We start from the raw sequence: 12,077 nt of genomic DNA, 5'->3' as shown, positions 1-12,077 counted from the left end.
TGGAGTTGTAAAAGAAATGCAGAAGAAAAAAATGATTCCGGTCTTGATCATTGTCATAGCAGGAGTATTTTTTGCTGCTGTATTTCTGCCAGTCAGACAGGCAATCACATTTCACCATCAGCAGTCAGGAGAACTGATCAGTTATATCCCCGTATCAGACCAGAAAGATTTTCATTTAAGCTATACACATTCAATTCACAAATCAGAAGTAATTGATTTTTATGAGATTACAAAAGAAAACGAGATCAGACAAGTGGCACTGGAGTATGAGGATATGGCGATTGGTATGCCATCAAATGCAATGTACGAAGGTGAAGAATTTGTTGAAAAGGATGGGAAATACAGGATTGAACATATGAATCGTCTGTTTCCATCTATTAATCTGCATACAAGTCAGGTCGTAGTCAGTCATGTATTTCACTACCATGACAAGGATTATGCCCTGGATGACTATATTGAACCTGGAACATTTATTACAATATCTATTAAAAAATTGACATTAGCAGAGTTATTGAGAGGAGTTGGGATGGATGACTGAGGAAAAAAACAAGGCTGAAATGGAGCACAAAGATGAAGAGCAGTTTGGTGAAAAAGAGCAGAAGGACCTGCTTGCGAAGTACGATCCGGATGCAAGAACCAAGCAATATGAAGGCCTTTTAAACTGGGTTGTCTTTATCGGGCTGATTGCTTTTTCGGTTTTTCAGATCTACGCAGCAATTACACAGTCTATTCCGAGACAAACGCTATTATCTATTCACTTAGGTTTTGCACTTACTTTAGTATTTCTTCTTTTCCCTGTTACAAAAAAGAAGGTTGGACACAACAAACTCACTTGGTACGACAGCATCCTGGCGCTGTTATCTATCTGGGTAGGTGCATATTACCCATTAAATGAAGACCGGATTGTCAATACGATCGGTTCGATTTCACCAATGGACTTCTGGACAGGTCTGATTGCCATCCTGTTGGTCCTTGAAGCGACAAGACGTGCAGTAGGTCTTCCAATTATGATCATTGCTGTAACCTTTATGGCGTATGCTTATTTTGGTCCTCAAATGCCAGGTTTCCTGAGACACAGAGGATTAGACCTTGAAGCACTTGTTAATACAATGTTCATTTCTTCAGAAGGTATATTCGGAACACCGTTATACGTATCTGCAACATTTATTTTCTTATTCCTGTTATTCGGGGCATTCCTCGTTAAAACAGGAATTGGGCAGTACTTTAATGACCTTGCTGTTGCATTTGCAGGGAAAGCGATCGGCGGACCTGCAAAAGTCGCTATTTTCTCAAGTGCGATGCAGGGAACAATCAGCGGTAGTTCAGTTGCAAACGTAGTAACTTCCGGTTCATTTACAATTCCAATGATGAAAAGGCTTGGCTACCGTAAAGAGTTTGCCGGCGGGGTAGAGGCGGCAGCTTCTACCGGTGGACAGCTCATGCCGCCGATCATGGGGGCTGCAGCGTTCCTGATGGTTGAATTTATCGGTGGGGTTACTTACTGGGAAATTGCCAAAGCAGCTACAATTCCTGCTTTACTGTACTTCGCAGGGATCTGGATCATTACACACTTTGAAGCAAAAAGAATCGGTCTGACCGGTTTGCCTGACTCAGAAATTCCAAAAAAGTCAGAAGTACTTAAAAAGATTTACTTACTTACACCAATCTTTGCTGTTATTTTCTTACTGCTCGATGGTAATTCAATTATCAGAGCAGCGCTTTATTCAATTGTCATCACAATTCTAGTCAGCATGATCCGAAAGGATACTAGAATCAACATCAGAAAGTTTTTCGATGGTCTTGCAGATGGTGCAAGAACGGCATTATCAGTTGCTGTAGCAACCGCTTGTGCCGGTATCATTGTAGGGGTTGTAACACGTACGGGACTTGGTCTTAAGCTTGCAAACGGGCTTGTAGAACTATCCGGCGGTATTTTGTTACTGACATTATTCTTCACAATGTTTGCGGCGATCATCCTTGGTATGGGATCACCAACAACTGCAAACTATGTTATTACAGCTACGATTGCAGCACCGGCTCTGATTTTGCTTGACGTGCCGCCGCTTGCAGCTCACCTGTTTGTATTCTATTTTGGTATTGTAGCTGATATTACACCACCTGTTGCGCTCGCAGCGTTCGCCGCCGCAGGGGTATCGGGCGGGGAACCGATACGAACCGGAGTGAATGCCGCCAAGCTTGCCATTGGTGCATTTATCATCCCGTACATGTTTGTACTTTCTCCTCAGCTCTTACTGATTGATACGAATGCAGGGGAGATCACACTTTCAGTCATCACTGCACTTGCTGGTATGACAGCGATTGGTGCTGCTGTAATCGGATACTGGTATCGACCGGTTCATCCGGTTGAAAGAATTCTTGCGCTGGCAGCAGGAATTATGCTGATCTATCCGGAAGGAATTACAGATTTACTGGGTGCTGGACTATTTGTTGCACTTCTGATCATCCAGTTCGTCTGGAAGAGAAAAGGGAAGGACAACCTCCAAACCGCTAAAGCATAAAATAAGCATCCCGTTGTCGGCCGTAAAGCCGATAACGGGATGCTTTTTAAATATGTTAAGACGCCTGTGTCTATTTACATTTTGAATGTTTTTCTCCTAACCTTGTAGCCCAGGATTCACACCAGAAATCATCATAAGGTTTAAGCATGATTCCTTTTGCTGCCTGAATATTTCTTACGTGATAACGGATAGCGGAAGGGATGGTTACGGCAAAAATCATGAATGGTCCCAATAGCAGGTTTTGAAAACTGTGTCCATATTCGTGCGATTTAAGCCTGTCTGAGGCATTTTTCTGAACAAATAAGAACCCTCCGAAGTTAACACCGCCCCATTTTTCTCCAATCTCAAAATAAACGGCATGGTTATATCTTTCAGGTTTTATACCCAGACATAACAAAATCACAGTTATCAATAAACCAAACAGATTAATCACGATGCCCCAGGATAACTGAATGAACCAGAAAAGATAAATGTTCATTTTGATCTCCTTTTTTAAGAACTTGAGTTTATTTTAGCGGTAAAAAGGCATAAAAAAAAGCACTTTTATAAAAGTGCTTGCGGATGACCTGTGAGGGACTTGAACCCCCGACCCCTTCCCTGTCAAGGAAGTGCTCTCCCACTGAGCTAACAGGTCATATTTAAATATTGATGAGGTTTCATATGTATGAAGACAAATATTATATTACCTTTTAGACAATTCATTGTCAATCAGTTATTGTTTTAAAAGAGAAGATTTAAACGAGGTGTCAGTATGAAAAGTTATATTGTGATTGGCGGCGGCATTGCAGGTGCGTCAGCTGCCTACTATTTATCCAGGCAAGATTGTTCAGTTACATTAATTGATCGTGAGGATGCCGGCCAGGCAACAGGTGCTGCAGCAGGTATTATTTGTCCCTGGCTGTCACAGAGAAGAAATAAAAAATGGTACTTTCTTGTGAAGGAGGGGGCAGCATATTATCCTGAGTTAATTGAAATGCTGAAAGAAGATGGTGAAACTGATACAGGCTATAAAAAAACCGGCGGGATTGCCCTTCACAAAGAAGAAGCAAAAAGAGATAAAATGATCGAACGTGCATTGAAGAAGAAAGAAGAGGCCCCTGAAATCGGTGAAATTACTGCTTTAACCCCTTCAGAAGTAAAAGAACAATTTCCTTATCTGACCGAAATGTTTTATGGGGTCAATGTTTCCGGTGCTGCAAGAGTTGACGGCAGGAAGCTGAGAGCATCACTTGTAAGAGGATTGAAAAAAAATGGTGGCAGACTTGTCACAGGAGATGCAGCACTTACGATTGAGCGTAACCGGGCGACCGGTGCCCGGGTCAATGGTGAGAAGCTGCAAGCTGACCTGGTCATTCTCGCTGCAGGCGCCTGGGCACCGGAGGTTTTAGCATCAGCTGGTATTGATGTGGATGTATCCTATCAGAAAGCGCAAATTGTTCATCTGGGTGTTGAAGAAGATACAGACAGGCTTCCTGTTGTATTGCCGCCTGGAGATCAGTATTTACTTGCATTTGATGATGGACGGATTGTAGCAGGTACAACACATGAAAATGACCGGCCAATGGATGATAAAGTTACAGCAGGGGGTGTAGCTGACATTTTGAGTAAGACTTTAAACATCGCTGCAGGTCTGCATCACGCTGAGTTAATTGAGACAAGGGTTGGTTATAGACCGTTCACACAAGGTTTTTTGCCTGTTGCAGGGGCTTTCCGTCAAATAGAGCAGCTTCTATTTATTAATGGGCTGGGCTCTTCAGGACTGACTTCAGGACCGTTTATCGGGAAGGAAGTAGCAAAAATGGCGATCGGTGAGGAGTCGATGATTGACCCGGATGACTATCCGGTTGAAAATATCATAAAAGAGCGCTGAATTGCGCTCTTTTACGGTGCTTTATAGACGGGTAGCTGTATTTCGAAGGTTGTCCCATGATTTTTTACACTTGTTACTTTTACGGAGCCGCCGATTGCCCTGATAATACTGTATGAAACCATCAGGCCTAAACCTGTTCCTTTTTCCTTTGTTGAAAAGTAGGGCTCGCCAAGTCTGTTAACTTCTTCGTCACTCATTCCGTAACCCTGATCTTTTACAATCAATACATATCCATTCTGTTGCTGTGATGCTTCGATGGTTAGTATGCCGCCGTCTGGCATTGCTTCAATTCCATTTTTAAAGATATTAATCAGGCTTTGCTGGAATTGCTTTTTCTCTGCCAGCAGCAGTGCACGTTCCGGGAGCTGATCCTTGAGAAGGATATTTACATTGTTCATATTGGCAAGAGGCTGGATCACGTTGACTGAATGATTCAGTTCTTCCTTCATTTTAATCATATCCTGTTGATCAGATGCAGGCTTTGCGAATGTAAGGTAATCGTTAATGATATCAGTCGCATGATCGATCTCTTTCAGTGCGGTATTTAAATAATAACGCTGCTGCTCATCCTGATCACGGTCCTGCACCGCCATCTGGATAAATCCTCTGCTGACTGTAAGCGGGTTTCTTACTTCGTGAGAAATGCTCGCAGCCAGGTGGCTCACCACTGATAATTTTTCCGCTCTGATTAAATCATTCAATATTAAAAAGTTTGTTCTGATGATTTCCCATAAAATCAACGCAACAATTAATCCAACTACATTAATAATTGTAAAAGTAATCCAGACATCAAGAGGCATTAATACATCAAAAATTAAATAAGATAATGTCAGGTTGCAAATTACAAGAAAAGATACGAGAAAGGTACCGATGCATATTTTCCCCGGAATCTTTGAGCGCTGAAACTGCTTCATAAAAATAAAATAAAAAATCCAGATGACACACAGGGTTATGGTTGACACAAGTACACCATCACCGCCGAGGATTGCTCTGCTGATGAGTGCAACTGCAGTTAAGAAAATACCCATTGGATAACCGCCATATAATGTCCCTAACACAATGGGCACAGCTCTCAGGTCCCAAAGAAATCCTTCATTGATGGTAAATGGGAAGGAGAGGCATAAGAGAATGGAAATGGCAGGAAAAATCGCAGCAAACTTTCCCTCTTTTTTCTGAAGACGGTTCCGGTAAGAATAAAAATAAACGATCTGTATAAATAATAAGGGAAGAATCATTAATAAAAAATTTACAAGCAGGTCTTTTGTTAAAACATCCATATATCATACTCCATACTATTAGTCAGTACGTATCATATCATAAATTTAAGCATTAAGATTGAAAAAATCCTGATGGTACGCTATGATTCTAATTCAGGCTGCGTTGTTCGTATGTTCTAAGTAAGTTTTAACCTTTGATCTGTTAACGGGAGTTTTAAATAAAAGCCGGATTGTCATGCCTCATCAGCGTATGAGGACGCGCATGAACGCTTTTGCGAACACCCACTTTGAGGAGTGGTGGTTTAAAAACTTTCTTAATTAAACTACGGCAAAGGCGGCTGTTAAACCGGGGGATACCCCGGTTTTTTTGCGTCTGAAAGCTTACTTTACAGTTCAGTTCTCAAATCCCAAAGCTCAGGGAAGAAGTATGAATCCAGAACACTTTTTAAGTAATTGACTCCTGATGAACCGCCCGTTCCTTTCTTAAATCCGATAATCCTTTCAACTGTTTTCATATGACGGAAACGCCACTGCTGATGCCAGTCTTCAAGGTCAACTAATTTTTCAGCGAGCTGGTAAAGAGTCCAGTATGTCTGACTATCTTTATAAACCGCACTCCATGCAGCTTTTACTTCTTCACTTTTTACATAAGGCTTTGAGAAATCTCTATTCAGTAATTCCTCAGGGATTTGAAAGCCTGCCTCATATAACTTATCAATCGCGATATCATAAAGTCCTTTTTCCTGATAAGCCTGATTAAGCACATCATAAATCTCCTGATCCTGTTCGTAGATTTTCAGGATATGCGGAATTTTATAGCCAAGTGAAAATTCAATTAAGCGGTACTGATAGGATTGAAAGCCTGAAGCTTTACCAAGAGAGTCCCGGAACTCAATATATTCTGATGGCGTCATGGTAGCCAGCACGTCCCAGGCTTTAATGATCTGCTCCTGAATTTTTGACACGCGTGCAAGCTGCTTGAAAGCCGGCTCAAACTGGTTATGCTTCAGCGAATCACATGCTGCTTGTATTTCATGGATAATCAGCTTCATCCAGAGCTCACTGACCTGATGGATAATGATAAAGAGCATTTCATCATGATGCCCGGAAAGCCGGTTTTGTGAAGCGAGTAATTGATCAAGAGATAAATAATCTGCATAAGTCATCTCATTTTTAAAGTCTGTATATACATTTTGATCGCTCATTGGTTCCACTTCCTTTTTAAATAATGTACGTCGATTATCATTTTAACAAATCGATCGAAGTGCAGAGGGAAAATTAAAAATAATATAAAACTAATGTAAGTGTTGTGGTAAAATTTATTCATTACATAAAAACATTTGGGTCTTTATCATCATTTTAACTCAATTAAATCTGAAGAAGGTGTAAATACAGTGTCCACGATGAATCATTCCCTTTTTAGAATTCAGCAGCAGCGGCTTTTTCAGCTCGCTAAGGCAAAAAGAATATCAGCACTCGAACTTCAATCAACTGTTGAACAGCTCTGTGAAGCGATGTCTGAGATGATCCAATGTGAGCGGGTCAGTGTGTGGATTTTTGATCAGGAGAGACCTGCCTTAACAGCTGTGAATATTTTTAACGGCAGTCATTCAAAAGGGGCTGTGTTACATAAAGAGGATTTTCCAGCTTACTTCAGTCTGCTTCAAGGAACCAGGGTGCTGTCAATTTGTGATGTTTCAACTGATCAGAGAGTAGAAGAACTGTATCCTCATTATTTCAGGGAAGCCGGAAATATCAAATCAATGATTGATGCACCGATTGTGATGGCGAATGGTGTGATCGGTGTGATATGCTGCGAAACTTCAAAACAGATCGAGTGGGGCAAGCTGGACGAGTCATTGGCAGGAAGCTTTGCAGATCTGATCGCTTTTCTATTTGACAGTATCCAGCAGCAGGAACTTGAACAAAAACTCGAACATCTTGCTTATTATGATCCGCTAACAGGATTGCCTAACCTGAATCTGTTTTATAAAGAAGCAGCTCACAGGATGGAAAGGCTATCCCCCTGCGTTTGTTATATTGAAATCGATCAGCTTCATCAGATGATTGATGCACTGGGGTATGATTCAGGAGATCTCATCGTAAAAAAGATAGCTGACCGTTTTAGCCGGCTGTTAAAAGAGGGTGAATTCCTGGCTAAAGCGGATCAGGCCCATTTCATCTTTTTCACAGACCGTAAAAATATTGAAGAAAGAATTCATCAAATTCAATTTTTACTGACTACACCATTTAAAGTGAATAATTTTGATGTTGCCGCTTCATTCAGTTTTGGTATCAGTCAAACAGGATGTTCTGCAAAAGAACTGCTTCAGACAGCTCAGATTGCACTTAATAAGGGTAAAGAAAAAACCTCAAGAAACGGTCTGACTTACTTTACAGGTGAGATGAAGGATTCGAGCAGAGACCACTTTGAAATTGAAATGAACCTAAGAAAAGGGTTGGAGCTCAATCAGTTTATATTGTACTATCAGCCCCAAATTAACACGTCCAGCGGAGAAATTACCGGTTTTGAAGCGCTGGTCAGATGGAATCATCCCGAGATTGGACTCGTAGCGCCGGATGTTTTTATCCCGCTGGCTGAATCCACAGGGTTCATTGTGCCACTGGGAGAGTGGATTATAGAGGAATCAATCCAGAAGATCAGTGAACTCCAGCGTACAGGTATGAAGGATGCGATGATCTCAGTCAATATTTCACCAAGACAGTTCATTCATGAAAATCTGCCTGATATGATACTGAGAACACTGAAACTGCATGAAGTCTCACCGGATAAGCTGTGTCTTGAAATTACTGAATCAGTTGCAATGGAAGAAAATTCTCTTGTCATTGAGCGGTTAAATCTTTTTAGTAAAAAAGGGATCAGGCTCTCTATTGATGATTTTGGTACAGGGTTTTCAGCATTTGTCTATTTACAGGACTATCCTGTGAATGAAATTAAAGTGGACAGGGAATTTATCAGGCTGCTGACAAAGAATAAAAAGAGTGAGGCATTAGTGAAAACGATTATTGACCTTGCAGAAAATCTTGAGCTTTCTGTGATCGCTGAAGGGGTAGAATCTTTTGAACAGCTGACGCTACTCAAAAGCCTGGGGTGTGATTGTTTCCAGGGTTATCTGATAGGGAGACCGATGCCTGCTGAGGAGCTGGATGAGTGGGTTAGGGAGTTCAGTTTTGACTTGTGATTGAAAAATCGAAATGTCCCGTTTTCTGAGTGTCAGCCGGACATATTCCGGCAGGAGAGGCGGTTTGCAGCTCCAACCGGAATGCACAGGCTTCATATCATAAAGCTCAGCTCGATGCGGACACCAGTGGCCGCATTGGGATGCACGAAGCTGACTTTTAAGTAAAGTACGCTGTTATGTCATGATGCACAGAATCACTCAAATGACTGAAATGTAACGTTTCTTGGGTTTTTGTAGATTATACGGCCTGCGATTTTATTGATGATATGAATATTTCTGTTCACAGCCATGCCCATATTCGTTGCTTCTGCACCATGGGTTTTTTCGATTGCCGTCAGCAGGTAGACATTTTCATGGCGATCTTTATTAAACAGAAGATGGTAATTCCTTGATACGACAAAGTGCCCGTTTTCTTTTTCAGCATGATCAAATGCCTGTTGGAAAAATGAAGGCAGGTTTGGCTGATAGCCGGTAGCTGCAATGATCCTCTGGAATGAGCGGGTGAATTCCCTGTTTGACAGCTTATGCTCAAAAGTACAGTTGAGTTGTTCGCCGTCATTTTTAATATTGATCAGTTCAGCGTTCGGCTGAATTGTAATGGCCAGTTCTCTGCCGCCTGATGAACGGTGATACATCCATCTGTAGATCGAATTAAGTGTGTCCGGCGCGATTCCGTTTCTGACATAATCAAGCATCGATAAGGCATGCTCTCGTTGCTGAAGGGGGAGGTCATGGAAATAATCAGTAAAATCGGGCGTGAAAAATTCCTGCCCGAACTTTGATGACTCCAGCTGAAGTATGCCGGGTGAGCGTGTATACCATGAAAGGTGGTATTGGTGATAAGGCTGTGATTCCAGCAGGTCGAGAAAGATCTCAGCTGCACTTTGACCTGATCCAATCACTGCGATTGAGTCAGTCTGCTTATATTCTTCCTTTTTGTGAAGGTAATCTGATGAATGAGTGAGTCCGGAAACCTTTTGTGCAGCATCGGGTAAAAAAGGTTTGCTACCGGTACCCAGACTAATATTTTTTGCATAATAAGTCTCGTTTTCACCGGTTCCAGTCAACACTCTGACTTCATAATAACCATGGCTTGTCTGATCGCTTAAAGAAATGACATTGCGTTCATAAAGGCAATTTTCCAAAAGGGATGCAGTCCATTTTGCATAATGATTATATTCAGAGCGGGGCATTTCAAATTCCTTAAATGAAAAAAATTGATAGAGCCGCTGGTGCTCATGTAAGTAATTCAGGTAAGTAAAGCGGCTTTTTGGATTGGCAAATGTTACTAGGTCAGCTAGGAAAGCTACCTGCAGATCAGTGCCATCAATCAACATTCCAGGGTGCCAGTCAAATTCAGCTTCTTTCTCAAAGAATAGCGCATCAAAAGCACCGGCTTCCTGAATTAGTGCAGCCATTCCAAGGTTATACGGACCCAGACCAATTCCGATTAAATCATAAATCTTCATATTATCAACTCCTGCAGGATCATATAAAAATGACTCCTGCCTCATGAGCAGAAGTCATTGTTAGCTGATATTATTGTAATTCATTAAATACTTGTAAGAAAGAGTAGAATAGCAGTAATAACCCCGGTTCCGGCAAATCCTGTAAGTATATCCGACTTTGTATATGAAACGTTTTCTTCTCTCATGATGATGTCCTCCTATGTTAAACGTTTTGTTTTTAGTGATATTAGTCTATTCCCGGAAGTCAAATGATTAAACAGGACACATATAAAAGAAGAAAAAAGACCCACACTTTTATGAGGTGTGAGTCTTTTTGATTATTATTCTGTTTTGTACTGCATGTAAGCAACGTGTGTAACCAGGAAGTCATCGAGACCGTGCTTTCCGTCTGCACCACCAAGTCCTGATTTACGCACACCTGCATGGTATCCCTGCAATGCCTCAAAGTTTTCGCGATTTACGAATGTTTCACCAAACTTCAGTCCATTAATGACTCTCATTGTTTCATGATAATTCTCTGTATACACAGAAGACGAAAGTCCATATTCTGTATCATTACTCATTTCAATTGCTTCATCAAGCGTTTTATATGTCACGACAGGAAGGACAGGACCGAATATTTCTTCCTTAATGATCGACATTTCATGCTTCACATTTCCTAATACAGTCGGAGCATAGAAAAACCCTTTTTCACGGTCAAGCGGTTTTCCGCCTGTAAGAATTTCAGCGCCTTCTTCAACTGCTTTCTGCACCATCTCATGGACAGTATCAAGACGGTCTTTACTGACAAGCGGTCCGAGGTCCAGGCTTGACTCTTCGTTCGGGTTGCCGGCCTGTGATTGCTCCATCGCTTCAGTCAACTTTTTCGTAAATGCTTCAGCTACTGACTCCTGTACGTATACACGTTCTGCGTTCGTACAGGCCTGGCCGGAGTTTGTCAGGCGTGAAGTCACAATATGTTTTACGGCAAGATCAAGGTCAGCATTTTCGGTTACGATTGCCGGCGCTTTACCACCAAGTTCAAGATTCACTTTAGTGATATTCTGTGCGGCAGCTTCCATTACCTTTGTACCTGCCCCTACACTGCCTGTCATTGTAATAATGCCGACTTTAGGATGTGACGCCATGACATTCCCGATTGTAGAGCCTGTACCGGTTACATAGTTATAAACACCCTTTGGAATCTCATCCATGCCGTCTACGATTTTGGTGAACTCAGCAGCAGTATTAGGTGTCTGCTGGCTAGGTTTAAGTACGATTGAACAGCCTGCAATCAGGGCAGTTGCTACTTTTCTCGCAAGAATAAATACCGGGAAGTTCCATGGTACGATCCCCGCTACAACACCAATCGGTTTTTTATAAATCAATATGTTTTCATTCGGACGGTCACTTGGCAGGATTTCTCCTTCTATTCTGCGTGCCCATTCTGACATGTAATAGAAGTAATCAATCGCTGTATCCACTTCATCGCTGGCCTGATCTTTTGGTTTGCCCTGTTCCTCGATCAGTAGGTCAATAAATGTTTCACGCTTTTCCTTGATTTTATCTCCAAGCTTTCTGACAATCTGACCCCGCTCATTTGAAGGAACCTTTTCCCATTGTTTCTGCGCTTCAAAGGCAGCATCAATGGCTTTATTGACGTCTTCCTCAGTCCCTTTAGGCGTTCTTGAAATCACTTCTTCTGTAGCTGGATTAATAATGTCAATCCATTCATCACTGGTTGAATCTGTGTATTGTCCGTTAATGTATAGTTTATGCTGGTTCATAAAAAATCCTCCTAAATGTGGAATAGTTTATGT

9 protein-coding genes, 1 tRNA gene and 1 other RNA gene are annotated in these 12,077 nt (G+C 41.6%); 5 read left to right on the top strand and 6 right to left on the bottom strand.

What is annotated here, in order from left to right:
• Positions 1-16 precede the first annotated feature (16 nt).
• Together UFB30_RS12080 and UFB30_RS12075 are read left to right on the top strand one after the other, a co-directional pair.
• Positions 17-538 carry a DUF1850 domain-containing protein gene (locus tag UFB30_RS12080; protein WP_322421955.1) on the top strand — a complete coding sequence of 174 codons (522 nt, stop codon included), beginning with the start codon at positions 17-19 and terminating at the stop codon, positions 536-538.
• A gap of 19 nt (positions 539-557) precedes the next feature.
• Entirely contained in the window at positions 558-2,519 is a 1,962-nt protein-coding gene (locus UFB30_RS12075) for a TRAP transporter permease (protein WP_322422109.1), read from the top strand.
• Positions 2,520-2,589: 70 nt separating this feature from the next.
• On the opposite strand, the gene UFB30_RS12070 is transcribed toward UFB30_RS12075, so the two are convergent.
• Both UFB30_RS12070 and UFB30_RS12065 read right to left on the bottom strand, forming a co-directional pair.
• The gene (locus tag UFB30_RS12070; protein WP_322421954.1) at positions 2,590-2,997 is read right to left on the bottom strand and encodes a hypothetical protein; all 408 of its coding nucleotides are present in this window, start codon (positions 2,995-2,997) and stop codon (positions 2,590-2,592) included.
• An 84-nt stretch (positions 2,998-3,081) separates the two neighbouring features.
• A tRNA-Val gene (locus UFB30_RS12065) sits at positions 3,082-3,153 on the bottom strand.
• Between the two features lie 117 nt (positions 3,154-3,270).
• Between UFB30_RS12065 and UFB30_RS12060 the strand changes: the two genes are divergently transcribed.
• Positions 3,271-4,389, top strand: coding sequence for an NAD(P)/FAD-dependent oxidoreductase (locus UFB30_RS12060; RefSeq protein ID WP_322421953.1), 1,119 nt, complete (start codon positions 3,271-3,273; stop codon positions 4,387-4,389).
• Between the two features lie 11 nt (positions 4,390-4,400).
• Here UFB30_RS12060 and UFB30_RS12055 read toward each other — a convergent pair whose 3' ends face one another.
• Positions 4,401-5,666 (bottom strand): sensor histidine kinase, encoded by a 1,266-nt coding sequence (locus UFB30_RS12055; protein WP_322421952.1) that lies wholly within the window; start codon positions 5,664-5,666, stop codon positions 4,401-4,403.
• A 92-nt stretch (positions 5,667-5,758) separates the two neighbouring features.
• On the opposite strand from UFB30_RS12055, the gene ssrS reads away from it, so the two are divergent.
• Positions 5,759-5,951: non-coding RNA, 6S RNA (gene ssrS, locus UFB30_RS12050), on the top strand.
• Positions 5,952-5,992: 41 nt separating this feature from the next.
• Here the strand turns inward: ssrS and kynA are convergent.
• Positions 5,993-6,811, bottom strand: a complete 819-nt coding sequence (gene kynA / locus UFB30_RS12045) for a tryptophan 2,3-dioxygenase (RefSeq protein ID WP_322421951.1) — start codon at positions 6,809-6,811, stop codon at positions 5,993-5,995.
• A gap of 198 nt (positions 6,812-7,009) precedes the next feature.
• On the opposite strand from kynA, the gene UFB30_RS12040 reads away from it, so the two are divergent.
• Positions 7,010-8,809 carry a sensor domain-containing phosphodiesterase gene (locus tag UFB30_RS12040; protein WP_322422108.1) on the top strand — a complete coding sequence of 600 codons (1,800 nt, stop codon included), beginning with the start codon at positions 7,010-7,012 and terminating at the stop codon, positions 8,807-8,809.
• Between the two features lie 194 nt (positions 8,810-9,003).
• Here the strand turns inward: UFB30_RS12040 and UFB30_RS12035 are convergent, their stop codons facing one another.
• Positions 9,004-10,278, bottom strand: a complete 1,275-nt coding sequence (locus tag UFB30_RS12035) for a lysine N(6)-hydroxylase/L-ornithine N(5)-oxygenase family protein (protein ID WP_322421950.1) — start codon at positions 10,276-10,278, stop codon at positions 9,004-9,006.
• A 320-nt stretch (positions 10,279-10,598) separates the two neighbouring features.
• Positions 10,599-12,044: an aldehyde dehydrogenase gene (aldA, locus tag UFB30_RS12030; RefSeq protein WP_322421949.1), complete on the bottom strand. Its 1,446-nt coding sequence runs from the start codon at positions 12,042-12,044 to the stop codon at positions 10,599-10,601.
• Between the last annotated feature and the right edge of the window lie 33 nt (positions 12,045-12,077).

It is taken from the genome of Jeotgalibacillus haloalkalitolerans, from assembly GCF_034427455.1.
GTDB classification, from domain to species: Bacteria; Bacillota; Bacilli; order Bacillales; family Jeotgalibacillaceae; genus Jeotgalibacillus; species Jeotgalibacillus haloalkalitolerans.
The sequence above is the reverse complement of the archived record's forward strand: the minus strand, read 5'-3'. Positions and strand labels throughout refer to the sequence as shown.

Excerpts from the sequence above, each read along its gene's own strand:
- UFB30_RS12080 (WP_322421955.1), top strand. The coding sequence starts at position 17 with ATGCAGAAGAAAAAAATGATTCCGGTCTTGATCATTGTCATAGCAGGA.
- UFB30_RS12075 (WP_322422109.1), top strand. The coding sequence starts at position 558 with ATGGAGCACAAAGATGAAGAGCAGTTTGGTGAAAAAGAGCAGAAGGAC.
- UFB30_RS12070 (WP_322421954.1), bottom strand. The coding sequence starts at position 2,997 with ATGAACATTTATCTTTTCTGGTTCATTCAGTTATCCTGGGGCATCGTG.
- UFB30_RS12060 (WP_322421953.1), top strand. The coding sequence starts at position 3,271 with ATGAAAAGTTATATTGTGATTGGCGGCGGCATTGCAGGTGCGTCAGCT.
- UFB30_RS12055 (WP_322421952.1), bottom strand. The coding sequence starts at position 5,666 with ATGGATGTTTTAACAAAAGACCTGCTTGTAAATTTTTTATTAATGATT.
- kynA (WP_322421951.1), bottom strand. The coding sequence starts at position 6,811 with ATGAGCGATCAAAATGTATATACAGACTTTAAAAATGAGATGACTTAT.
- UFB30_RS12040 (WP_322422108.1), top strand. The coding sequence starts at position 7,010 with ATGAATCATTCCCTTTTTAGAATTCAGCAGCAGCGGCTTTTTCAGCTC.
- UFB30_RS12035 (WP_322421950.1), bottom strand. The coding sequence starts at position 10,278 with ATGAAGATTTATGATTTAATCGGAATTGGTCTGGGTCCGTATAACCTT.
- aldA (WP_322421949.1), bottom strand. The coding sequence starts at position 12,044 with ATGAACCAGCATAAACTATACATTAACGGACAATACACAGATTCAACC.